The sequence below is a fragment of the Streptomyces sp. NPDC006512 genome (genome assembly GCF_040611935.1).
Classification (GTDB): domain Bacteria; phylum Actinomycetota; class Actinomycetes; order Streptomycetales; family Streptomycetaceae; genus Streptomyces.
This window is the reverse complement of sequence record NZ_JBEXPG010000004.1, coordinates 56,920-78,796: the sequence shown is the minus strand read 5'-3', so window position 1 is coordinate 78,796 and position 21,877 is coordinate 56,920. Positions and strand designations below refer to the sequence as shown.

Sequence of the window (21,877 nt, the reverse complement as noted above, 5' to 3'; positions counted from 1 at the left end):
CTATCCGCGCAGCGGAGGGGTCGGCAGGGCCCTGCCGTCGAGGGCGAGCAGGGACAGCGCCACCAGGGAACCGGTCCACCCCAGCGGAGCCACCGCCGACGGCCGGCCGGAGCCGTTGACCGTTTCGGGCAGTTCACCGAGGGTGTTCCGCTTGGACAGCACCCAGCCGAGGAAGCCGTCCGCCTTCGCGCTCCGGCCGAGGCCCGCCCAGGCGAGCGCGAAGAAGCTGGTGCTGGCCGTCCAGGCGTAGGCGCCCCAGCTGTGCCCGGGGCCGTTGCCCGGGGTGAGGCCCCCGTTGGGCAGCTTCAGGGCGCGCTCCGTCGAGTCGAGGGCGGCGGGAAGGCCGGCGGGCGCCGCGTTGAACGGGGGCGCCATGAAGGCCGCGGCGCTGTCACGGCCCTGCGGCGCGTCGAGGGTGCGCGGGTAGCCGAGCGGCGCGAAGTGCGCGGCGATCCCGGCCGACAGCCGCTTGGCGGCGGCGTTCCACCGGGCCGCGTCGTCCGTCTCGCCGAGCCGCCCGGCGAGGTCGGCGGAGGCGTTGAGCCCGGCCAGCAGCGGCGCCGCCGTACCGATGTTGACCGTGCCGGTGGGCAGCTCCCAGTAGTCCGGGGAGGCGGGCGGCAGGCCCCGCCCGTCGAGGGAGGCCGCCGAACGGTCTGCCGCCCTGCGGATCATCGGGTAGAGCTCCTGGAGCCGCACGGCGCGGGTGTCCTGCGGGGCCTTCTGGTACCACTGCCAGACCGCCCACGGCACCCAGCCGTTGGCGTCGAGCTGCCACGCGCGGGCGTCGGGCGGTCCGGAGCCGTCGAGCTTCGTACGGGCCTCCCAGGTCCCGTCCGTACGCTGCGTCCTGGCGCTGTAGCGCAGGATCGCGAGGGCCTCGGCTTCGTGCCCGGTGTGCGCGAAGGCCGCCGCGGCGAAGCTGGAGTCGCGGGGCCACGCGTACTGCCAGGCGGGCGCCCAGGCCGCCGCGTACGCACCGTTCGGCCGCAGCAGGGCGCGCATCGACAGCAGCGCACGCCCGGCCGCGCTGCGTTCCGCGGCCGTGCGCCCCGGGGTGATCCCGGCGGCCAGCCAGTTGCGGGACTCGGTGATCTGCCGCTGCGCCCCCGCGTCCCCGGCCGGTACGACCACCGAAGCGGACTCCCCCCGGGGCAGGTAGCGCCACCGGCCGGACGGCAGCCGCAGGACGTTGGAGCCGTCCACGTACCGCGCCCCCACGGCGAAGGCCGGTGCGACGGCCTCCGTGGAGGTTCCGTTCGAGAGCAGCCCGGACGTACGCGCGGACAGGGCGGAGGCGGGCACGTAACAGGGCTCGGTCTCACCGCAGCGCTCCGCCGGCGTGGGGTCGACGTAGAAGGCGAGCCGCGCCTCGTAGGGCTCCCAGCCGCCCCAGTAGGCCCGGTCGTAGTTCCAGCTGACCGGCGCCCCGCCCGCCGGCGTGCGGGTGCCGTGCCAGGCGATCGCCCCTCCCGCCGGGACCGAGGCCTGGGCGAACAGGTAGTACGTCGCACCGGGAACGGTCCGCGCGTCGAGCGGGAACTCCACCCAGCCCGCCCCCGCCCCGCCCAGCCGCGCCAGGTCCAGCGTCCGCGTGGCGAGCGCGCCCGCCGCGTCCCCCAGCCGGGTCCGCAGTTGCACGGTCACCGTGCCGGTCGCCGCTCCGCTGCTGAGGAACAGCCCGACCCGGGTGACCCGGGGTCCGTCGGCCGTGAACTCCTGGGCCGCGGCGTTGTTGTCGGCGCGGATGCCGAACAGGGCCGATTCGTGCCGCCCCTGACCGGTCCGCGGGAACGCGGACGCGGTTCTCCCGACGGACCCGGTCTCCCCGTCGGAGCCGGGCACGGAGGCCGAGGGGACACCGAGCAGCAAGGTCGCCAGCGCGGCGGACAGCAGGGCGGAACCAGGGAGCATCGGGGCGGGGCTCCTTCGCGGGTGGGCGGACGCGGGGTCACCCCGGGGTTCTGCCCCGGAGGAAACCGGATCCGCCCCCGGGACAGGAAGTCATACTTTTCGTTCGGTGCGCCGCCCCGGCGCACCTGGGGGAGAGCCACGCCACGGCTCACCTCGTCGGCCCATCTCCCCGCGCACCCGCCCGGCTTAGGCTCCTCCCATGAGCACGCGCAACCTCGTACGCACCTGGGAGATCCTCCCCGACCGCGGACACGCCACCACCTGGGTCCGCCTCACCGAAGGGGGCCTCACGGCGCGGGGGCGGGCCGTCGGCCTGGACCCGGAGCCGTACTGGGTGACGTACGCACTGGAAACCGTCGACGACTACGTGACCTCGCGCCTGTCCGTCACCGTCGAGACGGCGGACGCCGTCCGGTCGCTGGACCTGCGCCACGACGCCGGCCGCTGGACGGCCGACGGCGTCCACCGCCCCGACCTCGACGGCGCGCTCGACTGCGACCTCGGCCTGTGCCCGCTGACCAACACCATGCCCGTCCTGCGCCACGCGCTGCACCGCCGCCCGGCCGGCCCGCCGCACACCTTCCTGATGGCCTGGGTGTCCGTCCCCGCCCTGGAGGTCGTCGCGAACCGGCAGACCTACACCCCGCTGGAGTCCACCGGCCCCGGCGCGGTCGTCCGCTACGAGTCCGGTGACTTCCGCAGCGACATCACCTTCGACGACGACGGCCTGGTACTGCACTACCCGCGGCTCGCGACCGCCCTCACCCGCTGACGACGGCCCGGCGGCCCTCAGCGCCGCAGCGCCCCGCGCAGGGTGAGGCGGTGGTAGCGGTGCAGCCGGTACGTCTCCCAGACGGACAGGACCGTCACCGTGACCGGCGCGCCCATGACGAAGACCAGCCGGACGCCGGGCGGCACCTGGTCGTAGGCGCCGGTGGTCAGGTCCAGGAGCGCCATCTCCCACACCAGTACGGTGGCGAGGACGGGCGGTACCAGCTCGTGGATGTCGGCGGTGCGGAAGACGTGGACGAGCGACAGCCCGATGCCGTACACGGCGAACCCGAGCGCCCACACGCACATCACCCCCAGCGCGATCTTGCCCGGGAGGCCGACGAAGTCGCGCATCGCCTGCGTCTCCGGCACCACCGAGAGCACGAACGTGAACATGGCGGCCATCAGCGCCAGTACGGCCCCGACCGACCGCAGGGCGCGCCGCAGGTACACGCGCCGTACCGGGCCCCGGGAGGCGGCCACGAAGACACCGACCACGACCGGGAGGGTGCAGACCAGTACGAGCACGCTGTGCCAGCTCTGCTCGAGGCGGTCACTGGCGAGGTTCCCGACGTCCGAGGCGCTGCTGACCGCCTTGTACGTGAGGGTCAGCACGACCCACGCGGCGGCGCCCAGCAGGGTCCGCCACAGCTGGAGCTTGCGCACCAGGGGGTCGGGGACGAGGTCGGGGCGGGAGGGCCGGAACACCCGCTGGGCGGCGTAGAAGGGGTTGAAGACGAACCGGACCAGCTTCTGGCGCCGCGTCAGCACCCGGGGCCGCTGCACGGGCGGGTACCCGTAAGGGTGGCCACCGGGCCCGTACGGGTATCCCTGCGGAGGCACCGGCCCGTACGGGTACCCCTGCGGCGGGGCGGACGCGTACGGGTACCCCTGCGGCGGGACGGGCGGGTACGGATACCCCTGCGGAGGCGGCGGCACCGGTGCGCGGCCGGGCCACGGCGCGCGGCCCCCGGGTCCCTCCGGGGGGCCGTGATGTTCGCCGCCCGTGTACATGCTCATGCTGCCCCACCCTTGTCGTACCGTCCTGCCGAGCCTCCGCATGCTACTCGTGACCGTGCCCGCCCTCCGGCCGAGGACGGCCGGAGGGCGGGCACAGGGGCGGTACTACCAGTAGATGACGACGAAGCCGTCGCCGCCGGGACGGCCGTCGGTCCCGGCCACTCCGGCCGGTCCGCCGGCCCCGCCGCCCCCGCCGACCGCGGCACCCGGGGGAAGTTCGACGATGCCGTCGGCGGTCCCGCCGCCGGCGCCGACGGTGGTACCCGGGCCGCCGGTGCGGTTCACGCCGCCCGTGGAGCACGAGCCGGTGCCGCCGGCGCCGGTCGTACCCGGAGCGCCGTCGACGGCCGAGCCGCCGACACCGCCGCCGCCCGCGCCGCCACCCGTGGAGGTGAGGAGCACGGTGTTGTCGCCGGACCGGGTCAGCGTCGTGGACGTACCGGCGCTGCCGGCCGTGCCGTTGACGCCGGGGCCGGCCGGGGCACCGGCGGCGCCTCCGCCACCGTTGGTGCCGCCCTCGCCGACGTCAACGCCGTAGTCGGTCAGCGGCTTGACCTGGACGACGCACCAGGTGAAGCCGCCGCCACCGCCGCCGCCACCGGTCCCGCCGCTGCCCGTGAGCGGGGCGCCGGCCCCGCCGCCACCGCCGCCGCCACCGCCGCCCGCACCCCAGGCCTGGACGAACACCGAAGTGACGCCGGCCGGCGGGGTGAAGGTGTTGTCGGACGTGAACTGCCGCAGCCCGTGCGGGACCGCGAGCTTCTTCTTGTCCTTGTCCTGCCGCTGGTCCTTGTCCTTGGGCGGGTTCTGCTTGCCCGGGGCGGACGGTCCCGTGTTCTGGCCCGACGGTTCGGGACCGTCGGCCGACGCGGCCGGCGCGAACGCGACCAGCTGGCCGGTGAGCGCCGCTGCCGCGGCCAGGGAGGCGAGCAGGACCCGGGAACGCACTCGGGGCCGAGCCGTCGTCGCCTTCAGATGGTTCAGGTTCATGACTTCCTTCCCCACAGCGGCCGGGGGCCGCCACGGGTGTGCGAGGGACGGGTACGTGGACTGCGCGCCTCCCGTGAACCGGGTGCCGCTCCACGCGCCGCTCATCCGACCGCCCCGCACACCGTCGCGGACGGCGGCGGGGCCGGTGCGCTGGACCGGTCAGGTGAGAAGTTCAGCTGACCGGCTCATCCGGAACGGGTGGTTTGCCGTGACGGGCCGGGATCGTCAGGCGTTGTGACGCCATGGACGATTTCATGGTGAAGATCCCGGCCGACTGGCTCTCCCGGGTGTTCCTCTCGCTGCGCCGCGGTACCTCCGACGACGCCCAGGCCTTGGCCGCCGAGCTCCAGCCGTTCACCGAGAAGCCGGGGCAGCGCGTGCCGGTTCCCCGGAGCACGGTGCTGCGCACCGAGCTGGCCCTCCAGGGGGAACTGCGGCTGGTGGAGGAGGACGCGCGGCGCAAGGAGCTGTCCGAACAGGCCAGGTACCTGGTCAACACCCGCCTGAACCCCTAGGCCGGCCCGACCCGCCCGGCTTCAGGCCAGGCGGGCCACCAGGCGGGAGCGCATCTCTCCCGCCGCTCTGCGGACCTCCTCGGTCTGCCGGTCGTCGTCCAGCATGCCGAGGAGGACCATCAGGGCCCGGGCCTCGTCCGCGCTGATCAGCTTCAGGCGCGGCTCGGTCACACCGTCGAGCAGCACGTCCAGCAGTTCGTCCATGCCCGGAACAACGGCGTACGGCCCCGCACGTCACACCGGAACCATCGGCCCCGCTACTCGGCGCGCGTGCGCAGGGTCACCGCCAGCCGGGCGGGCCGGCCGGGCGTGCTCACGAGCGGGCGTGCGAGGCGCGCCGTCTCCACGCACACGAACTGCCGGTAGCCGTCGTCCGTGAGGTCCTCCATCGAGTGCGAGAGCTCCGGGCCGGGATTCCAGACCACCACGTCGCTCTGGTGGCGGTGGTGCACCTCGATGGTGCGCCGCAGCCCCTCGTCGTGGACCAGGGACAGGTCGTCCGGCCGGGTGTAGACCCGCTCCACGCGGCCGACGGGCCGCAGCTCCTTCTCCGCCGTGCCCTCCGCGTGGACGAGGTTGTCGGTGTACCGCTCTCCCAGGTCGCGGAGGCCCACCGCGTCGATGTCACCGACGTGGAGGTAGGTGTGCAGGGCCGCGGTGGTCTCGTAGTCGCCGTGCGCCTCCAGCTCGATGTCACAGGTTTCGCCGAGCACGATCCGGGCGAGGAGCGTGAACTCGTGCGGCCACAGCGCCCGGGTCTCCTCGGACGCCACGAGCTTGAGCGTCAGCCGTACCTCCTGCGCGGACTCCTCGTACGTGTCGAGCTCCCACTCGGTGGTCCGCGCGAACCCGTGGGAGGGGCTGCCGGCCGGCCCGAACCACGGCCAGCAGATCGGTACTCCGCCGCGGACCGCCTTTCCCACGGTCCACGCGGTGTTCTCGCTGAGCCACAGCCCCGGCTCCGCCCCGGTGGGCTGCCAGCCGACGACCTGCGCGCCCTGGAGGGTGACGGCGGCGCGCACGCGGGGGTGGTCGACGACGACCAGGCGGAGCTCTCCGATCCGGCGCAGGCTGACGGAGGGCGCCAGCTGTTCGGCGACGGGGAGGGCGAGGAGGTTCTCGTTCATACCGTGACTCTTCAGAACGGAAGCCCGATCAGTCAAACCGGCGCCTCCCCGCTCCTGCGGGGGCGGCGGTCCGGCCGGACCGCCACCCTCCGCCCCTTCAGCGCCGCCGGCGTTCGGGAGCGGGCCCCACGGCCCTGAGCTCCTCGTCCACCGCGTCGAGTTCGTCCCGGCGGTCCGTCAGCGCCAGCTGCTCCCGGTAGTCGGTCAACGCCCTCGCGAGCAGTTCCTCCCGTCCGGCCTCCAGCGCGCACATGCGGCGCGCGGCGGACACGGCCTCGCCCCTGAGGGCCAGCGCTATGCCGGGCCGGTCCGCGAACTCCTGCCGGCTGTACTCGTACAACGCCTCCACCAGCCGGGGCAGATACGCGAGCGGGCTCACCTGGACGAGCACGCGATAGGCGGCGACCTCCTGACGTACGGGCAGGGCCCCCGATCCGAGGAGGGCCACCCGGGCCCGGAGTACCGCGTCGTGGTTGATGTGCGCCGTGTGATTCATGAGGGAGATTCTGAAAGCCGCACAGGTACCCAAACAAGGGCAATCGCCTGTGCCGTTCGTCCTACGAAAATGCCGTCTGACCTGTCATGATGGAAACGTCTTCACCCCTGTGCCCCTTTCGGACGACCTGTCAGAGCCCTTCCGTCCGGCGGCCGGTGCGCCCGCGATGTGACGAGATGCCATTGGGGGCGTTCGGGTGGAAGGGGATCCCCCGCGCAACCGCGTGCGGAGAGTGATGAGTCATGACGTTCAGTGACGACCTTCGGGAGGTTCCATGAACACCGCACCGACGTACGCACTCTCGTCCCGGACGCCCGAGTGGGCGCTTGACCCCTACCGCTTCCCCGGCCTGTCCGACCTGGACACCGACGAAGCCACCGACGAGGACCCCGGCCGCCCCGCCGACCGCGCCGCCCCGGCCCGCCCCCACGCACCGCACGGGTCCGCGCGCTGAGCCAACTCCCGCGCACCCGAGCCAACTCCCGCGCACGCACCCCGAACGCCGAACCGCCCGCCCGCGCCACCGTGGGAAACGGCGGGCGCGGTGCGGGCGGTTCGGTGGCGGTGCAGGGGGTCGGAAGGGCCGGCTAGACCTCGACCGCCGTCTTGTCCTTCTTCTCCTCAGCCGCCGGTTCGACGGCCGGCTGGTCCGCCGAGGGCTTGAGCGCGGTGTACATCACCGAACCCTGCTTGTGCTCCTTCTCGACGAGCCCCTTCTTGGCGAGGCCCTCCAGGGTGTTGCGCACCACCTGGGTGGAGGTGGTCCGGCCGCCCGCGGCGAGCTCGGCGGACACCTCGCTCACCATGCGGGGCTCCGCGGCGCCGGTCAGGAAGGCCAGGACGAGCTCGCGCAGCGGCGGCTCGGCGGGCTTGACCGGCTTGGCGGGCGCCGGTTCGGCGGCCTTCTCGACCGCCGGGGCGGCCTTCTCCGCCGCTGCCGGAGCGGCCTTGGCGGCGGTGGCCGGGGCGGCCTTCGTCGCGGCGGCCTTGGGCTTCGTCACCGGGGTGGCCTTGGCCGGGGCCGCGGCGGCCTTCGGCTTCGTAGCGGTGGCCGTGGCGCCGGAGGCCTTCCTGGCCGCGGGCGCCGCCTTCTTGGCGCGGGTCGCCGTACCCGGCGCCTTCTTCGCCTGGCGGGGCTTGGGGACGGCCCGGGACAGCGGGGCCTCCTCGGGGAGGGGGAGCGGTGCCCGGCCCCCGACCGCCGGAGCGCCGCCCGCGACCCCGCCCGGAGGCACGGCGCCCTGCACTCCGGTGAGCCAGTCCTCGTCGGCCTTCAGTTGCTTCAGCCGTGCGTCGAGCTCCGCGATCCGGGCGGAGACGTCCTCCTGCTCCTTGCGGTTGGTCTCGAGATCAGCGGCGAAACGCTCCGCGTACAGGCTGTGGATGGGCGTGGTGTCGGACTCGTCTGCCATGTCGGCTCGCTCTCCTGTGAGACCTGGTGTGTTGCTGCCGGATGGTACTCACCTCAGGGCGGCCGTAGTTGGCTCACGACGAGATCCGCACCGATCGGGCTGCGGCAACGCGACTTCCGGGCAGGGAAAGACACCGACCGGCCGCTTCGGCCCAGATCGGGCAGGGGGGTGAAGGCCACGGGGGAGATGGTGCCCCCATGGCCTTCACCTGTCGCGCGCGCCGCGGGGGGTTTGCGGGGTGTACACCTGGCGCGACATGAAGAGAAACGATCCGCCACGCCTGTGGTCACGGGGTCACACCGACCGGTTCCACCCGTGTCCGCGCGCCGGGGGCACTCGGCGCACGGCGCGGCGTACCGGGATCCCGGGGGCCGGTGGTTCTAACCTCGGCGCATGGCTGAGACGTTCGACCACACTCCGCAGGTATGGACCGCAGGACGCCTGCGCGAAGCCCTCGCAGACCTGCCCGACGAAACGCCGATCCACATCGGGGTCGCGGACGGGCCCGGAGATTTCGAAGGATACGGCGAGTACGTCCTGGTGGACGCCGAGCCGGTCGAGATGGACATCAACGGCGTGGAGGGGGTGCCCCAGGTGCAGTTCACCCTCTTCGCCGACGCGAGGGCCGGCGCCTACTACCTCGACGTCGACTGAACCCACCACCGCCGGGGCCCGCCCCGGCGGCAACCACCCCCGCCCGCCCGGCGCCCGTTCGCGGCACCGGGTCGGGCAAGATGCACGTGTGGACACGACGCACCCGGAACCGATGCCGCCGACCGAGCTGACGGAGCTGACGGACCGGGCACGGGCGCTCGCCGCCCGCGGCGGCCGCCGGATCCTGGGGATCGCCGGACCCCCGGGCGCCGGAAAGTCCACCCTCGCCGAGCGGCTGGCCACCGCCCTCGGACCGGCACTCGCCACGGTCGTGCCGATGGACGGCTTCCACCTCGCCGGCGCCGAACTGGCCCGCCTGGGCCTGGCCGACCGCAAGGGAGCACCCGACACCTTCGACGCGTCCGGGTACGTCGCCCTGCTGCGCCGCCTGCGCGAAGCCGACGGCACCACGGTCTACGCCCCCGCCTTCGACCGCACCATCGAGGAACCGGTCGCCGGGAGCATCCCCGTCGCCCCGGCCGTCCCCCTGGTGATCACCGAGGGGAACTACCTGCTGCACGACGCGGGGCAGTGGGCCCGGATCCGGCCCCTCCTCGACGAGGCGTGGTACCTCGCCCCCGACGACGCCCTGCGCGTCGACCGGCTGGTCGACCGGCACGTGCGCCACGGCAAGACCCCCGCCCGCGCCCGGGACTGGGTGGCCCGCTCGGACGAGGCCAACGCCCGGCTCGTCGCCGCCGGCCGGGAGCGGGCCGACCTCGTCCTCGACCTGGGCTGACCGCCGTACGGCCGCGGGTGCGACCATGGACGGGATCCTCCTCGGACGACGAACGAACGGGACGGCCGACACCGTGAACGACAACGCGGGATCCTCCCCGCCCCCGCACGGCCGGCCGCCCGCGCGGCGGGTCGCCCTCGCCACCGACCGGTCGGGCAGCGCCCACGACACCGAACTGCCCGTGCTGGTCGCGGCCCTGCGGGCGCGGGGGATCGACGCGACGGCCGCCGGCTGGGACGACACCGGCTTCGACTGGGCCGCCCAGGACGCCGTGATCATCCGTTCCACCTGGGAGTACACCGAGAGGCTGGCGGAGTTCCTGGCCTGGGCCGACCGCGTGGACGCGGTGACCTCCCTGCACAACCCCGCCCGGGTGGTGCGCTGGAACAGCGACAAGAGGTACCTCAGGGAACTCGCCGCCCTCGGGGTGCCGACCGTACCGACCCGCTTCATCGCGCCCGGCGACGAAGTCGACCTGCCCGGGCACGGTGACGTCGTCGTCAAACCCTCGGTGTCGGCGGGCGCCCGCAACAGCGCCCGCTACACCCCCGGGCAGCGCGACGCCGCCAGGGCGCACGTACGCGCCCTCCAGGCGGCCGGCGAAACGGCCATGGTCCAGCCGTACATGGACCGGATCGCCGACGGCGAACGCGCCCTGGTGTTCCTGGACGGGCGGTTCAGCCACGCCCTGCGCAAGGGGCCGGTACTCACGGACACCGGCCGGGTCGACAACACCCGCACACCGCACCCGGACCTGACCGCGCACGTACCCGACGCGGCCGAACGGGACGTGGCCGAGGCCGCCCTCGCCGCGGCGGGCGTTCCCCGCGTCTACGCCCGGGTCGACCTCGTGCGGGCCGCCGACGGCAACCCGGTGGTGATGGAACTGGAACTGATCGAACCCGACCTCTTCCTCACCTACGCCCCGGGTGGAGTGGAACGCTTCGCGGACGCCGTCGCCCGGCTGGTGGGAGCACCCGGCGCGCCCTGACGGCCGGTGCGCGCCCCGACGCCGCTACACCCCCTTATGGCCGGTACACCCTCAGCTGGGAGACCTCGTACGACATCTCCGTGGCCGAGGGGTCCGGAGCCGGGTGGTACCTCCCCGCGCAGACCGACAGGTTGACGATGAGGTAGGCCCGCCAACTGCGCCCCACCCCCCTGCCGTCGCCGAAGACGCGGGCGCCGTTGACCCACCAGACGACCGAGTTCCGCCCGAACTCGACCTTCAGGTCCACCCACCCGCCGGGCCGCACCGACGGGTCGCGGTGGTAGCGGTGCCCCTCCCGGACGTGGTTGGACAGCTCCAGCAGGTCCGGGTTGTCGGGGTGGTACTCGAAGACGTCGATCTCCTGGCCGCCGTCCCGCCAGGTCCAGATCGCGGGCCAGGCCCCCCGTTCCACGGGCAGTTTCACCCGGGCTTCCAGCACGTCGCCGGTGCGCACCATGAAGCCCTCGTCGCTGCCCTCGGTGGTGAGCAGGCCGCTGTCCCAGTTGCCGTCGGGGCGCAGCGTCGCCCTGAAGACGCCGCTGCGGCTGTAGGCGGGGTCGGCCGTGAGGTGGTCGAGCTTGTTGTCGCGCGGGTTGACGGGGCCTCCGTCGGGATACGCCCACGAGCGTCCGGCGACCCACTGGGCGGGAGAGGCGAAGTCGGCGGTGAAGACGGGGGCGCGGCGCGGTGTGAAGACCGACGCTCCGCCGCCGCCCGCCGTGGGAACGAGGCGGCGCATCAGGCGCCGCAGCCATCCGGGCATGTCCGAGTCCATGGGCCATATCTGCCCACGGGGCACCAAATCACCCGCGATTCTTACGGAAAGTGATGGAGTGAATGCGTTCGGATACCTGGGCGGGTGCGGTGAGAAGCCCTGCCGGACGGGGCGTTGCCGGTGTGCGGGGGAGTGGGCGAAGATCGGTGCGAGGCTTTTCATCCGTGGGAGGGGTACCCGTGTCCGTGTCCGACGTGAAGACCGAACTCGACGCGCTGATGCGGACGTTCCTCGGCGCGTTCACCACCGTCGGCGGTGTCCGGCCGCGGCTCGACGCGGTCCGGGAGGTGTTCATCCCGCAGGGGATGATCATCAAGAACGTGGACGCGGGGGACGGGCCCGTGGTCTACGACCTCGACGGGTTCATCGGGCCGCGGGAGAAGATCCTCACCGACGGAACGCTCACGGAGTTCCGGGAATGGGAGGTCGCCGAGCGGACCGAAATCTTCCAGTCGATCGCGCACCGGTTCAGCGAGTACCGCAAGTCCGGCTTCCTCGACGGGGAATGGTTCGAGGGCTCCGGCCGCAAGACCACCCAGTTCGTCCGCACGCCCGCAGGCTGGAGGATGAGCTCGATGGCCTGGGACGACGTCTGACCCGGCCGTGGCCATGGGCGGCCGCGCGCAGTCAGGCTCCGGGGCTTTGGTGACGGACGGTGGGGTGGGTCATGGGACTGGTCGAGGGGCTCTGGAAAGCCGGGGAAATGCCGCTGTGCGACGGCCTGTACCGGCCGGACGACACGGGCTTGGAGTTGCACGTCGACGGCCCGGGGGCGTACCACCCGGATGCCGGGCAGCTGATTCCCTTTCGTATCGGAGGGCCGTTCGACGTGGCCCAGGCCCTTGAGGAGCACAACACCGATGAGGTGAACACCAACTTCGAGGGCCGCCCGCTGCCGGACGGATCAGGATGGATGTCCGGCGGGGGTGGCGGGATGGGCAACATCGGTTACCTCGCCCGTCTCAACGCCGACGCGTCGTTGCGGTGGGTCGCCGTCATGTTCGTTTCCAACCCGTTCGTCAGCGTGCGCTACGAGGGCATGCGTGCCACCTTCACCAACGACTGGGGGAACCTGCTGATCCTCGACCTCGCGACCCCCGCTCTCGGCTGACCACCCGCGCCCGCCAGGGCAGGTCGCCCTTTCACGGCCATTTCCGGTCACGGCACTAGCGTCCGTTGAGCCAGCCGCAGACCCAGTAGTTCTGCTCGGCGTCGCGCTCGATGATCCACTGGTAGAGGACGTCGCCCGCCGGCTGCCCGGTTTCCAGGTCGCGCCGGGTGACCTTCGCCTCCACGCTGAGCTGGTCCACGAACGGCGGGATCTCGTACGGCAGGAGCGTCCAGCGGTCCACGAAGTGGTCGTTGAGGACGAATCCGAGCAGCGTGGACCGCAGCCGCGGGCAGGTGCCCCGGCGCAGCTCGGTCATGTTCTGGTCCTGCAGCCCGTTCATGTAGACCTCGAAGACCCGGTCGATGGCGGCGCGGTCCATGGGGGTGCGCAGGGACGGGGCCGGGCGCGAAGGGGTGCGGGTGGGCGGCGGGGGTGAGGACGCGGGGGTTTCGGGTGTGCGCACCGGAGCCGGGGAGGACGGGCCGGTCGAGGGGGTGGGGCTCGCGGGCGCCGAAGCGCCCTTCCCGCGGGCGTCCGTGCCGGTGGCACCTGAGCCGGTGCCGCCGGAGGAGTCCGGCCACAGGATCCACGCGGGGACGGCGATGACGGCGGCGGTCACGAGCGACGTCAGCGCGCCGAGGCGGTACGTCCGCCTGCGGTCGGGCTGCCGGGCGTCGGGCGCGTGGGCGTCGGGCCGGCGCCCGCCCGCCCACGGCTCCCGCGCGGGTTCCCCGTACGCGGGGTCGTCGTGGCCGGCGCCGTCCGTCAGCCGCTCCGTGGGCGGTACGGGAGGACCGGGCGGCGGCGCGGAGAGCGGTGTGAGCGGCTGCGCGTCGCGGGCGAGTCCGGCGAGCAGTCCGTGGGCGGCCTCGGCGGACAGCCGCCGCGCGGGGTCCTTGTGGAGGAGGCCGGCCAGGAGCGGGGCCAGCGGCCCGGCGTGTACGGCGGGGGCGGGTTCCTCGGTGGCGACGGCGACGAGGACGGCCCCGGCCGTGCTGCCGGGGAACGGAGGGCTGCCCTCCACGGCGTTGAACAGCGTCGCGCCCAGCGACCACAGGTCGGACTCGGCGGTCGCCGGGAGTCCGCGCACCTGCTCGGGGGCCATGAAGGCCGGGGTTCCCATGAGCGCGCCCGACCGGGTCAGGGTCGCGTCGCCCTCGACCACGGCGATCCCGAAGTCGGTCAGGACCACCCGCTCGCCTTCGAGCAGCACGTTGGAGGGCTTGATGTCGCGGTGGGTGATGCCGACGCGGTGCGCGGCGCGTACGGCGGCCAGGACCTGGAGGCCCACGTGGGCGACCTGGTCCGGCTGCAACGGTCCCCGTGCGGCGATCAGATCGCCCAGGGAGGGGCCGTGGACCAGTTCCATGACGATCCACGGACGTCCGTCGTCGCTGGTGATCCGGTCGTGGACGGTGATGACGCCGTGGTGCTTGAGCCGCGCGGCGGCGCGCGCCTCGCGGTCGAGCCGGGCTATCCAGGAATCCCGGGCGTCGCCGTCGAGGTCCTCGGGGAGGCGGAGTTCCTTGACGGCCACTTCCCGGTCGAGCTGTACGTCGTGGGCGCGCCAGACCGTACCCATGCCGCCCCGGCCGAGTAACCCGGAAAGCCGGTACCGCCCGGCCAGCACCCGCCCCAGATCCTCCGTCACGACACGGAACCTAGCCCATCGGCCCGGCGTACGAAACGGCGGGCGCCCCCGGCGGGCCGTTCTTCCCGTCGGGGGCGGCCCGGCCCGGCGCGCGGCCGGGGGCGGGTCAGGTGCCGAATCAGGCGGCGGCGGAGCGGGACCGGCTGGAGTCGCTGCACAGGGCCCAGATGACGAAGCAGGCGAGGGCGATGGAGATGATCGCCCAGACCGGGGTGTAGGGCAGCCACATGAAGTTGATGATGATGCTGATGGCCGCCAGCACCACGCCCGTCGCACGGGCCCAGAGCGCGTGCTTGAGCAGTCCGGCGCCGACCACCACGAGGACGATGCCGAGGATCAGGTGGATCCAGCCCCAGGCGGTGACGTTGAACTTGAAGACGTAGTCGCCCAGTCTCGTGTAGACGTCGTCCTCGGCGATGCCGGCGATGCCCTTGATGATGCCGAGGACGCCGTCCACCAGGAGGAGGACGCCGGCGAACATGGTGCCGCCCGACGCCCATGCGCTCCGGCTGTCGTACACGTCCCGGCCGCGCGGAGCGCCGACGGGAGGGGTGGAAGGCGATTGCTGTGCCACGAGAAGCTCCTTCATGCGGCGGAGCGCCCGAACGGGACGCACCACCAGCCTCCAAGGCGCAGCGGACTCCTGACACCCGGCCGCGTCCGTTCGGGTGACGCGGCCCGTGACCGGTTGTAGGTGGCCGTCTCACTCTCTGAGTACGGCAGGGGGAACTTCAACATTTTGTTTAAGCTGAGCGCCGCTCTTCATCGCGTCCCCAGGAGTCCTTGCATGTCCACGCCCCAGCAGCCGGGTTACGGCCACTCCCAGCAGCCCTACGGCCAGCAGTTCCCGCCCCCGCCGAAGCCGGGCATGAGCACCGGGAAGAAGGTCGCCCTCGGCTGCGGCATCCCCACCGTCCTCGGTCTCCTCCTGCTCGGCGGGTGCGCCGTGCTGGTGGGCGAGGCGGCCGAGGAGGTCGGCAAGGAGCTGGACAAGAGCTACGACTCCGCCTCGGTCGCCCCCGACGCCCAGGGCAAGCCCGGCGACACCTCCACGGCCGGCAAGGACCCGGACATCACCCAGGACGTGAAGGTCACCAGCTGCAAGGTGCAGACGGGCGAGTACGACATCAAGGAACTGGACGTCGCGGTCGACTACGTCAACAGCGGTGACCGCCGGTACACCTACCTCGTCGAGGGCGAGATCCTCGTCAACGGCCAGAAGAAGGCCGACCTGACCTCGCTGGGCCAGAACCTCGCGCCGGGCCAGAAGTACACCGACGACACGGCCGGCGTGCTCGGCTACGAGGTCGCCCGGTCCGCGAAGGCGTCCGACAAGATCGAGTGCAAGATCCTCAAGGTGTCCCGCAACTCCTACTGAGTTTCCCCGCCTTCCCCCTTCGAGGCCCCCGCCGGCAGCCGGCGGGGGCCTTCGTCGTCGTGAGCCGCGTCTCACCCGGGCAGTGCCGCTTGTATGTGCAACGAGTTGCATAGAAAGATTCGGGGCATGGCCCTTGAGCACGCGATCCTCGTCTCCCTGCTGGAGCAGCCGGGCTCCGGCTACGAGCTGGCCCGTCGCTTCGACCGGTCCATCGGCTACTTCTGGACCGCGACCCACCAGCAGATCTACCGCGTGCTCAAGCGCATGGAGGGCGACGGCTGGCTCGACGTCCGCGAGGTGCCCCAGCAGGGCAGGCCGGACAAGAAGGAGTACTCCGTGGCCGACGCCGGCCGGAGCGCCCTCTCCGCCTGGCTGTGCGAGCCGATCCAGCCCGACACCGTCCGCCACGAGCTCGCGGTGAAGATCCGCGGCGCGGCCTTCGACGACCCGGCCGCCCTGATCCGCGAGGTGGAACGGCACCACCGGGCGCACGCCGACCGGCTCACGCACTACCTCGCCGGCGAGCGGCGCGACTTCACCGGCCCGGAAGCCCCCGAGGGCACCGACCCCGGCCGCGAGCTCCAGCACGTCGTGCTCCGCGGCGGCATCGCCTACGAGCGGATGCAGCTCGCCTGGCTGGAGGACGTACTGGCCACGCTCCACCGGCTCGCCGAGCACTGAGCCGCCCGCGCGTCCCCACCCCGACCCCCGACCCGAAAGGCGCACACCGATGACCGACCCGCTGCTGTTCAACCCGCACACCTACGACCCCGCGCACTTCGACCCCGAGACCCGCCGGCTGCTGCGCGCCACCGTGGACTGGTTCGAGGACCGCGGCAAGCGCCGGCTGATCGAGGACTACCGCTCCCGTGCCTGGCTCGCCGACTTCCTCGCCTTCTCCGCGAAGGAGGGCCTCTTCGCGGCCTTCCTGACCCCGGCGTCCGCCGCGGGACCGCAGGAGACGGACAAGCGCTGGGACACCGCGCGGATCGCCGCCCTCAACGAGATCTTCGGCTTCTACGGCCTGGACTACTGGTACGCCTGGCAGGTGACCATCCTCGGTCTCGGCCCGGTCTGGCAGAGCGACAACGCCGCCGCCCGCGGCCGCGCCGCCGAACTCCTCGCCGAGGGCGAGGTGTTCGCCTTCGGCCTGTCCGAGAAGACCCACGGCGCCGACATCTACTCCACCGACATGCTGCTGACCCCGGACGGCGACGGAGGCTTCCGCGCCACCGGCTCCAAGTACTACATCGGCAACGGCAACGCCGCCGGACTCGTCTCCGTCTTCGGCCGCCGCACCGACGTGGAGGGCGCCGACGGCTACGTGTTCTTCGCCGCCGACAGCCGCCACCCGGCGTACCGGCTCGTGAAGAACGTCGTCGACTCCTCCAAGTACGTCAGCGAGTTCCGCCTGGAGGACTACCCGGTCGGCGCCGATGACGTCCTGCACACCGGCCGCGCGGCCTTCGACGCCGCCCTCAACACCGTCAACGTCGGCAAGTTCAACCTCTGCACGGCCTCGATCGGCATCTGCGAGCACGCGATGTACGAGGCCGTCACCCACGCGCAGAACCGCGTCCTGTACGGCCGTCCCGTCACCGCCTTCCCGCACGTGCGCCGGGAGCTGGCCGACGCCTACGTCCGCCTCGTCGGGATGAAGCTGTTCAGCGACCGGGCCGTCGACTACTTCCGCTCCGCCGGCCCCGACGACCGCCGCTACCTGCTGTTCAACCCGATGACCAAGATGAAGGTGACCACCGAGGGCGAGAAGGTCATCGACCTCATGTGGGACGTCATCGCGGCCAAGGGCTTCGAGAAGGACACCTACTTCGCCCAGGCGGCCGTCGAGATCCGCGGCCTGCCGAAGCTGGAGGGCACGGTCCACGTCAACCTCGCCCTGATCCTCAAGTTCATGCGCAACCACCTGCTGGAGCCGGCCGAGTACGCGCCCGTCCCTACCCGCCTCGACGCGGCCGACGACGACTTCCTCTTCCGCCAGGGCCCCGCCCGCGGCCTCGGCTCCGTACGCTTCCACGACTGGCGCCCCGCCTTCGACGCGTACGCCGCGCTGCCCAACGTCGCCCGATTCCGCGAGCAGGCCGACGCGCTGTGCGAGTTCGTCACGACCGCCGCCCCCGGCGAGGAGCAGAGCCGTGACCTCGACCTCCTCCTGGCCGTCGGCCAGCTCTTCGCGCTGGTCGTCCACGGCCAGCTGATCCTGGAGCAGGCCCGCCTGACGGACCTGGACGAGGACGTCCTCGACGAGCTGTTCGCCGTGCTCGTCCGGGACTTCTCCGCGCACGCGGTCGAACTGCACGGCAAGGACTCCGCCACCGGGGAGCAGCAGACCTGGGCGCTCGGAGCGGTCCGCCGTCCGGTCGTCGACGCCGACCGCTCGGCCCGCGTCTGGGCGCGCGTCGAGGCGCTGTCCGGCGCCTACGAGATGAAGCCGTAGCACGGAACGGGCCCGGCCCCGTCGCAGGATGCGACGGGGCCGGGCCCTCCCGCACGCGTCAGGCCTGTTCGCCCTCCAGCCCCTCCAGGCTGTCCATGAACGAGCTGACGGAGAACACCGCGCGGCCGGGACCGGCCGGGCCGTAGCCGGGGGGCGAGCTCAGGCCGAACTCCTCCAGCGTCGCCCGGTACGTCTCCAGCAGCCGGATGTGGTACTCGAGCGGCGCGCCCAGCGGGTTGGCCTTGCCGAGCGGCGTCGTCGGTTCCGGGCACCAGGTGGTGAACCGCGGTACGACTCCGTGCGACATGAAGAACCGCAGCCCCTCGGCGGTCGAATCGATCGCCTCGCTCACCTTGGTGAAGCCGAAGGGCTCGGCCATCTCGATGCCCGCCACGAAGTTGGGGATCACGTTGCGGGCGCCGAACACCTCCGCGGAGTCCAGGATCCGGCGGTGCCACTCGTCGCGGCCGACGTAGCGCTCCTTGCCCGGGCAGTGCAGTTCGAACAGCCGGCGGTCCCACACCTCGAAGTTCGGGTGGTAGATCCGGATGCCGTAGTCGTGGAAGCGCTGCACGTCGTCACGGGGCAGTGCCTGGGCGACGACCTTGCCGGTCCAGCGGCCGGGGAAGCGCTCCTCGATGGCCTTCGCGTAGTGGCCGTAGAAATCGGCCTCGTCGCGGCCGGCGACCTGGGAGGTGATCGAGCCGCCCGTGAGGGTGTAGGCCTTGGAGGCGCCCGCCGTGTCGTACCGGTCGATGATCTCCAGGGCCTCCAGCACCTCCTCGACCGGCTTGACGCCCGTGTAGGGGCGGCCGGCCGCCTTGTGCTGGCGCCAGTTGTGGTTGATGTCGCAGAACTGGCACTCCTCCTTGGCGCCGAAGTACTGGCACACCCGGAACACCGTCAGGTAGATGAGGTAGCCCCACTGGATGGTCGGCGCGACCTCCATCACCGACTTGCCGTTCGACAGCTTGTGCCGGTAGTACTCCGGCATCGGCGGCAGGCCGACGTCCGCGATCCGCGCGCCGTCCAGGTACAGGCCGAGCGTGCCGTCCTCGCCGCCCCGCACCACGTACGGGGAGTCCGGGTTGACCCGTACCGACACGACCGTGCGGCGCAGGTCGTACGGGCCGCCGGTGAGCACGACCTCCTCGGGTGGCCGGTTGAGCGCGGCCGCCCCGAGCTCCGGCAGGGTGCGGTGGTCGAAGGAGAAGATGAAGTACGACTTCGGCTTGACGTCGCCGCTGCCGCCGTCGGCGGTGCCGCTGAGCGCTGACTCGTCGAAAGCCATGCCGCCCCGCAGGAGGTCTTCCTTGATCACGGCTTCCCGGGGCACGTGGGGGAAACGGCCCATCAGGTCCTCGATCAGTGCGGTGCGGCTCGTGCCGTCCGCGTCGTGCGCGCCGTTCGCGTTTCGCTTCATTTCCGACTCCTTCGAGGTCGCGCGCCGGGGCGCGCGGAACTGACCGCGTGCTGTGTCCGTGCCGGTACGGGTCACTTCGTCCGGGCGTCCAGTGCCGGTGCCATCATCGCGAAGGCCCGTTCGGCCAGTGCGGCCGGGTCCTCGTCCCCGTCGCCGGAGCTCCACCGGTGCAGCACGGCGTCGAAGGCGGTCAGCGCCATTCCGGCGGCCAGCCGCGGGTAGAGATCGGCCTCGGGATCGAGCTCCAGGCGGCGCGCCAGTTCCACCGTCAGGCCGTCGCGCCATTCGGCCTGGCGCTCCAGGAAGCGGGCGAGCAGGGCCGGTGTGCGCAGGATCAGCCGCACCACCGGAAGTGCCCGGTCGGAGTGGTCGCCGCAGGCGCCGAGGGGGACCGAGACGGCGTGCCGCAGCGCCACCGACGGCAGCTCCCGCGGCGGACGCGCCGCGAGTTCCGCGGTGATGCCCGCGCCCATGTCGGCCAGGAACTGGACGACCACGTCCTCCTTGGACGCGAAATAGCGGAAGAACGTCCGCTTGGAGACGCCGGCCGTGGTGGCGATCTCGTCGATCGTGACCACGTCGAAACCCTTCAGCGCCAGCAACTGCAGTGCCGCTTCGGTCAGCTCGTTCGAGACGAGCAGGCGTTTGCGCTGGGCCATGGAGAGGTCGGGGCGGGAGGTCACCGGCTCATCGTACCCCCATGCCTCAGATGGCGTTCAGCAGCATCCTTGACACCAAGTGCCACATTCGACAATCTGTGCCGCATGACACCGCATCAGAGCTGGAGCGCCGAACGGATACCGGACCAGAGCGGCCGGGTCGCCGTCGTCACCGGAGCCAACAGCGGCCTGGGGCTGACCACGGCACGGGCGCTCGCGAGCAGGGGTGGCCGCGTGATCCTCGCGGTCCGCGACCTGGAGAAGGGCCGCCGGGCCGCCGCCGAGATCACCGCCGGGCAGCCGGACGCCCGCCTGGAGGTCCTCCGCCTCGACCTCGCCGACCTGGAGTCGGTCCGCGCCTTCGCCCGCGAAGTACGCGCGGGCCGTCCCCGGCTGGACCTCCTCGTCAACAACGCCGGAGTGATGGCACCGCCCCGCACGCTCAGCGCCCAGGGCCACGAGATCCAGTTCGCCGCCAACCACCTGGGCCACTTCGCGCTCACCGGACTGCTGCTCGACCTGCTGTCCGCGGGCGACCGGCCCCGGGTGGTGACGGTCAGTTCGGCCAACCACCGGCGGGGCCGCCTGCACTTCGACGACCTCTCCGGCGAACGCGCCTACGCGCCCATGAGGTTCTACAACCAGTCCAAATTCGCCAACGCCGTCTTCGGGCAGGAGCTCCACCGACGGCTCTCCGCCTCCGGCAGCCCGGTGCGCAGCGTGCTCGCACACCCCGGCTACGCCGCCACCAACCTGCAGACGAACGGCCCGGTCGGCCTGGTGAAGCTGCTGTTCGGCCGCGTCCTCACCCCGCTCGCCCAGTCCCCGGACCGGGGCGCGCTGCCCCAGCTGTACGCGGCGACGGCCCCGGACGTGGAGGGCGGGCAGTTCATCGGGCCCGACGGCACGGCCGAGCTGCGCGGAGGCCCGACGCGGGTGGAGACGGCTCCGGCGGCGGCCGACGGGGAAACCGGCCGCAGGCTGTGGGAGCTGTCGGAACGGCTCACGGACGTGCGGTTCGCGTTCGCGACGCCCGGGTGATCCACCGGTTCACCCGGCCCGGTCCGGCCGCCTTGCCGGTGTCGATGGCGGTGCCGGTGCGGGGTGCGGTTCCGGCGGTGACCGGCGGGGCGGCTTCCGCCGGGGCGGGCTCCTCCGGAGTGGGGTGCGGCCGGCGGTGCCACCAGTGGTGGCGCCTCGGGTGGACCGCGCGGCCCATGCGGCGGCCGAGGAGGAGGTAACCCAGCAGCGCTCCGCTGGTGTTGAGGATGACGTCGTCCACGTCGAACGCCCGGCCCGTGACCAGTGCCCCCTGGATGAGCTCGACGAGCGTCATCACGACGGAGGTCGCCAGCGCCACCCGGAGCAGCCCCCGGGCCTGCGGCAGCAGCACGGGCAGCAGCACCCCGAACGGGACGCCCAGCAGGAGGTTGCCGCCGAGCTGCTTGGCGGCGTCCTTGACGGACGCGCCGTCGAGGTAGGCGCGGATCGAGGCGCCCGGGTGGACGTTGCTGTGCACGAGGTCGGCGGAGGCCGCCGACGGCTCCAGGGTGACGCGGGCCAGGGCGAGGCTGAACAGGACCGTTCCCGCGAAGGCGGCCAGCACCGCCAGGGCGCGCAGCACCGGGTGGACGGGCGGACGCGGCGGGGCCGGCGGAACCGACGGCCGCCGGCGCGGCCACGGCCGGCTGCGGGGCTCGGCGGGGACCGCCGGGCGGGGCTCGGCGGGGGTCTTGGGATCGTCCATGGTCACTCCCTCGGGAACCGCTCGGATGCTGGCGGGCCGTGTACCCCGC

General features: G+C 72.7%; 25 protein-coding genes. 12 read left to right on the top strand and 13 right to left on the bottom strand.

Features of this window, described 5'->3' with window-relative positions; translation table 11 throughout:
- Positions 1–1,914, bottom strand: a complete 1,914-nt coding sequence (locus tag ABZZ17_RS04140; protein WP_356871750.1) for a hypothetical protein — start codon at positions 1,912–1,914, stop codon at positions 1–3.
- Positions 1,915–2,113: 199 nt separating this feature from the next.
- Here ABZZ17_RS04140 and ABZZ17_RS04135 point away from each other — a divergent pair, with 199 nt between their 5' ends.
- Complete coding sequence (locus ABZZ17_RS04135; protein WP_356871748.1) at positions 2,114–2,686, top strand: putative glycolipid-binding domain-containing protein; 573 nt, start codon at positions 2,114–2,116, stop codon at positions 2,684–2,686.
- A 17-nt stretch (positions 2,687–2,703) separates the two neighbouring features.
- Here ABZZ17_RS04135 and ABZZ17_RS04130 read toward each other — a convergent pair whose 3' ends face one another.
- Both ABZZ17_RS04130 and ABZZ17_RS04125 read right to left on the bottom strand, forming a co-directional pair.
- Positions 2,704–3,471 (bottom strand): hypothetical protein, encoded by a 768-nt coding sequence (locus tag ABZZ17_RS04130; protein ID WP_356871746.1) that lies wholly within the window; start codon positions 3,469–3,471, stop codon positions 2,704–2,706.
- A 339-nt stretch (positions 3,472–3,810) separates the two neighbouring features.
- Complete coding sequence (locus ABZZ17_RS04125; RefSeq protein WP_356871744.1) at positions 3,811–4,695, bottom strand: hypothetical protein; 885 nt, start codon at positions 4,693–4,695, stop codon at positions 3,811–3,813.
- 242 nt (positions 4,696–4,937) lie between these two features.
- Between ABZZ17_RS04125 and ABZZ17_RS04120 the strand changes: the two genes are divergently transcribed.
- Entirely contained in the window at positions 4,938–5,210 is a 273-nt protein-coding gene (locus ABZZ17_RS04120) for a hypothetical protein (protein ID WP_356871742.1), read from the top strand.
- A 21-nt stretch (positions 5,211–5,231) separates the two neighbouring features.
- Here the strand turns inward: ABZZ17_RS04120 and ABZZ17_RS04115 are convergent, their stop codons facing one another.
- The 3 genes from ABZZ17_RS04115 to ABZZ17_RS04105 form a co-directional block, all read right to left on the bottom strand.
- Positions 5,232–5,414: a hypothetical protein gene (locus ABZZ17_RS04115; protein ID WP_356871740.1), complete on the bottom strand. Its 183-nt coding sequence runs from the start codon at positions 5,412–5,414 to the stop codon at positions 5,232–5,234.
- Positions 5,415–5,467: 53 nt separating this feature from the next.
- Positions 5,468–6,337 carry a D-hexose-6-phosphate mutarotase gene (locus ABZZ17_RS04110; protein ID WP_356871738.1) on the bottom strand — a complete coding sequence of 290 codons (870 nt, stop codon included), beginning with the start codon at positions 6,335–6,337 and terminating at the stop codon, positions 5,468–5,470.
- Positions 6,338–6,434: 97 nt separating this feature from the next.
- Positions 6,435–6,833 carry a hypothetical protein gene (locus ABZZ17_RS04105; protein WP_356871736.1) on the bottom strand — a complete coding sequence of 133 codons (399 nt, stop codon included), beginning with the start codon at positions 6,831–6,833 and terminating at the stop codon, positions 6,435–6,437.
- Between the two features lie 274 nt (positions 6,834–7,107).
- Here ABZZ17_RS04105 and ABZZ17_RS04100 point away from each other — a divergent pair, with 274 nt between their 5' ends.
- Positions 7,108–7,287 (top strand): hypothetical protein, encoded by a 180-nt coding sequence (locus tag ABZZ17_RS04100; RefSeq protein ID WP_356871734.1) that lies wholly within the window; start codon positions 7,108–7,110, stop codon positions 7,285–7,287.
- 133 nt (positions 7,288–7,420) lie between these two features.
- Here the strand turns inward: ABZZ17_RS04100 and ABZZ17_RS04095 are convergent, their stop codons facing one another.
- Positions 7,421–8,245: a hypothetical protein gene (locus tag ABZZ17_RS04095; protein WP_356871732.1), complete on the bottom strand. Its 825-nt coding sequence runs from the start codon at positions 8,243–8,245 to the stop codon at positions 7,421–7,423.
- A gap of 393 nt (positions 8,246–8,638) precedes the next feature.
- On the opposite strand from ABZZ17_RS04095, the gene ABZZ17_RS04090 reads away from it, so the two are divergent.
- From ABZZ17_RS04090 to ABZZ17_RS04080, 3 genes are all read left to right on the top strand, one after another.
- Complete coding sequence (locus ABZZ17_RS04090; RefSeq protein WP_356871730.1) at positions 8,639–8,899, top strand: DUF6225 family protein; 261 nt, start codon at positions 8,639–8,641, stop codon at positions 8,897–8,899.
- A 112-nt stretch (positions 8,900–9,011) separates the two neighbouring features.
- Positions 9,012–9,638, top strand: a complete 627-nt coding sequence (locus tag ABZZ17_RS04085; RefSeq protein ID WP_356872028.1) for a nucleoside/nucleotide kinase family protein — start codon at positions 9,012–9,014, stop codon at positions 9,636–9,638.
- A 25-nt stretch (positions 9,639–9,663) separates the two neighbouring features.
- A complete protein-coding gene (locus ABZZ17_RS04080; protein ID WP_356871728.1) occupies positions 9,664–10,629 on the top strand; it encodes a hypothetical protein in 966 nt (321 codons plus the stop codon).
- A gap of 34 nt (positions 10,630–10,663) precedes the next feature.
- Here ABZZ17_RS04080 and ABZZ17_RS04075 read toward each other — a convergent pair whose 3' ends face one another.
- Positions 10,664–11,404 carry a beta-glucanase gene (locus ABZZ17_RS04075; protein ID WP_356871726.1) on the bottom strand — a complete coding sequence of 247 codons (741 nt, stop codon included), beginning with the start codon at positions 11,402–11,404 and terminating at the stop codon, positions 10,664–10,666.
- A 218-nt stretch (positions 11,405–11,622) separates the two neighbouring features.
- On the opposite strand from ABZZ17_RS04075, the gene ABZZ17_RS04070 reads away from it, so the two are divergent.
- Positions 11,623–12,000: a DUF4440 domain-containing protein gene (locus tag ABZZ17_RS04070; RefSeq protein WP_356872026.1), complete on the top strand. Its 378-nt coding sequence runs from the start codon at positions 11,623–11,625 to the stop codon at positions 11,998–12,000.
- 71 nt (positions 12,001–12,071) lie between these two features.
- On the top strand, positions 12,072–12,515 hold the full coding sequence (locus tag ABZZ17_RS04065) for a hypothetical protein (protein ID WP_356871724.1): 444 nt from the start codon (positions 12,072–12,074) through the stop codon (positions 12,513–12,515).
- A gap of 55 nt (positions 12,516–12,570) precedes the next feature.
- Here ABZZ17_RS04065 and ABZZ17_RS04060 read toward each other — a convergent pair whose 3' ends face one another.
- Both ABZZ17_RS04060 and ABZZ17_RS04055 read right to left on the bottom strand, forming a co-directional pair.
- Positions 12,571–14,166, bottom strand: coding sequence for a serine/threonine-protein kinase (locus tag ABZZ17_RS04060; RefSeq protein ID WP_356871722.1), 1,596 nt, complete (start codon positions 14,164–14,166; stop codon positions 12,571–12,573).
- A 118-nt stretch (positions 14,167–14,284) separates the two neighbouring features.
- Positions 14,285–14,740 carry a hypothetical protein gene (locus ABZZ17_RS04055; RefSeq protein ID WP_356871720.1) on the bottom strand — a complete coding sequence of 152 codons (456 nt, stop codon included), beginning with the start codon at positions 14,738–14,740 and terminating at the stop codon, positions 14,285–14,287.
- A gap of 213 nt (positions 14,741–14,953) precedes the next feature.
- Between ABZZ17_RS04055 and ABZZ17_RS04050 the strand changes: the two genes are divergently transcribed.
- The 3 genes from ABZZ17_RS04050 to ABZZ17_RS04040 all read left to right on the top strand — a co-directional run bounded on the left by ABZZ17_RS04050 (position 14,954) and on the right by ABZZ17_RS04040 (position 17,999).
- Complete coding sequence (locus ABZZ17_RS04050; RefSeq protein ID WP_356871718.1) at positions 14,954–15,544, top strand: hypothetical protein; 591 nt, start codon at positions 14,954–14,956, stop codon at positions 15,542–15,544.
- 126 nt (positions 15,545–15,670) lie between these two features.
- The gene (locus tag ABZZ17_RS04045) at positions 15,671–16,225 is read left to right on the top strand and encodes a PadR family transcriptional regulator (protein ID WP_356871716.1); all 555 of its coding nucleotides are present in this window, start codon (positions 15,671–15,673) and stop codon (positions 16,223–16,225) included.
- 49 nt (positions 16,226–16,274) lie between these two features.
- The gene (locus ABZZ17_RS04040) at positions 16,275–17,999 is read left to right on the top strand and encodes an acyl-CoA dehydrogenase family protein (RefSeq protein ID WP_356871714.1); all 1,725 of its coding nucleotides are present in this window, start codon (positions 16,275–16,277) and stop codon (positions 17,997–17,999) included.
- Between the two features lie 58 nt (positions 18,000–18,057).
- On the opposite strand, the gene ABZZ17_RS04035 is transcribed toward ABZZ17_RS04040, so the two are convergent.
- Complete coding sequence (locus ABZZ17_RS04035) at positions 18,058–19,422, bottom strand: radical SAM protein (RefSeq protein WP_356871712.1); 1,365 nt, start codon at positions 19,420–19,422, stop codon at positions 18,058–18,060.
- A gap of 71 nt (positions 19,423–19,493) precedes the next feature.
- Positions 19,494–20,105 carry a TetR family transcriptional regulator gene (locus ABZZ17_RS04030; RefSeq protein ID WP_356871710.1) on the bottom strand — a complete coding sequence of 204 codons (612 nt, stop codon included), beginning with the start codon at positions 20,103–20,105 and terminating at the stop codon, positions 19,494–19,496.
- 81 nt (positions 20,106–20,186) lie between these two features.
- On the opposite strand from ABZZ17_RS04030, the gene ABZZ17_RS04025 reads away from it, so the two are divergent.
- Entirely contained in the window at positions 20,187–21,122 is a 936-nt protein-coding gene (locus ABZZ17_RS04025) for an oxidoreductase (RefSeq protein WP_356871708.1), read from the top strand.
- On the opposite strand, the gene ABZZ17_RS04020 is transcribed toward ABZZ17_RS04025, so the two are convergent.
- Complete coding sequence (locus tag ABZZ17_RS04020) at positions 21,085–21,828, bottom strand: VanZ family protein (RefSeq protein ID WP_356871706.1); 744 nt, start codon at positions 21,826–21,828, stop codon at positions 21,085–21,087. The two genes, ABZZ17_RS04025 and ABZZ17_RS04020, sit on opposite strands and share 38 nt — an antisense overlap.
- Positions 21,829–21,877: the final 49 nt, after the last annotated feature.

Excerpts from the sequence above, each read along its gene's own strand:
- ABZZ17_RS04140 (WP_356871750.1), bottom strand. The coding sequence starts at position 1,914 with ATGCTCCCTGGTTCCGCCCTGCTGTCCGCCGCGCTGGCGACCTTGCTG.
- ABZZ17_RS04135 (WP_356871748.1), top strand. The coding sequence starts at position 2,114 with ATGAGCACGCGCAACCTCGTACGCACCTGGGAGATCCTCCCCGACCGC.
- ABZZ17_RS04125 (WP_356871744.1), bottom strand. The coding sequence starts at position 4,695 with ATGAACCTGAACCATCTGAAGGCGACGACGGCTCGGCCCCGAGTGCGT.
- ABZZ17_RS04120 (WP_356871742.1), top strand. The coding sequence starts at position 4,938 with ATGGACGATTTCATGGTGAAGATCCCGGCCGACTGGCTCTCCCGGGTG.
- ABZZ17_RS04115 (WP_356871740.1), bottom strand. The coding sequence starts at position 5,414 with ATGGACGAACTGCTGGACGTGCTGCTCGACGGTGTGACCGAGCCGCGC.
- ABZZ17_RS04110 (WP_356871738.1), bottom strand. The coding sequence starts at position 6,337 with ATGAACGAGAACCTCCTCGCCCTCCCCGTCGCCGAACAGCTGGCGCCC.
- ABZZ17_RS04105 (WP_356871736.1), bottom strand. The coding sequence starts at position 6,833 with ATGAATCACACGGCGCACATCAACCACGACGCGGTACTCCGGGCCCGG.
- ABZZ17_RS04100 (WP_356871734.1), top strand. The coding sequence starts at position 7,108 with ATGAACACCGCACCGACGTACGCACTCTCGTCCCGGACGCCCGAGTGG.
- ABZZ17_RS04095 (WP_356871732.1), bottom strand. The coding sequence starts at position 8,245 with ATGGCAGACGAGTCCGACACCACGCCCATCCACAGCCTGTACGCGGAG.
- ABZZ17_RS04090 (WP_356871730.1), top strand. The coding sequence starts at position 8,639 with ATGGCTGAGACGTTCGACCACACTCCGCAGGTATGGACCGCAGGACGC.
- ABZZ17_RS04085 (WP_356872028.1), top strand. The coding sequence starts at position 9,012 with ATGCCGCCGACCGAGCTGACGGAGCTGACGGACCGGGCACGGGCGCTC.
- ABZZ17_RS04080 (WP_356871728.1), top strand. The coding sequence starts at position 9,664 with ATGGACGGGATCCTCCTCGGACGACGAACGAACGGGACGGCCGACACC.
- ABZZ17_RS04075 (WP_356871726.1), bottom strand. The coding sequence starts at position 11,404 with ATGGACTCGGACATGCCCGGATGGCTGCGGCGCCTGATGCGCCGCCTC.
- ABZZ17_RS04070 (WP_356872026.1), top strand. The coding sequence starts at position 11,623 with ATGCGGACGTTCCTCGGCGCGTTCACCACCGTCGGCGGTGTCCGGCCG.
- ABZZ17_RS04065 (WP_356871724.1), top strand. The coding sequence starts at position 12,072 with ATGGGACTGGTCGAGGGGCTCTGGAAAGCCGGGGAAATGCCGCTGTGC.
- ABZZ17_RS04050 (WP_356871718.1), top strand. The coding sequence starts at position 14,954 with ATGTCCACGCCCCAGCAGCCGGGTTACGGCCACTCCCAGCAGCCCTAC.
- ABZZ17_RS04045 (WP_356871716.1), top strand. The coding sequence starts at position 15,671 with ATGGCCCTTGAGCACGCGATCCTCGTCTCCCTGCTGGAGCAGCCGGGC.
- ABZZ17_RS04040 (WP_356871714.1), top strand. The coding sequence starts at position 16,275 with ATGACCGACCCGCTGCTGTTCAACCCGCACACCTACGACCCCGCGCAC.
- ABZZ17_RS04035 (WP_356871712.1), bottom strand. The coding sequence starts at position 19,422 with ATGAAGCGAAACGCGAACGGCGCGCACGACGCGGACGGCACGAGCCGC.
- ABZZ17_RS04025 (WP_356871708.1), top strand. The coding sequence starts at position 20,187 with ATGACACCGCATCAGAGCTGGAGCGCCGAACGGATACCGGACCAGAGC.
- ABZZ17_RS04020 (WP_356871706.1), bottom strand. The coding sequence starts at position 21,828 with ATGGACGATCCCAAGACCCCCGCCGAGCCCCGCCCGGCGGTCCCCGCC.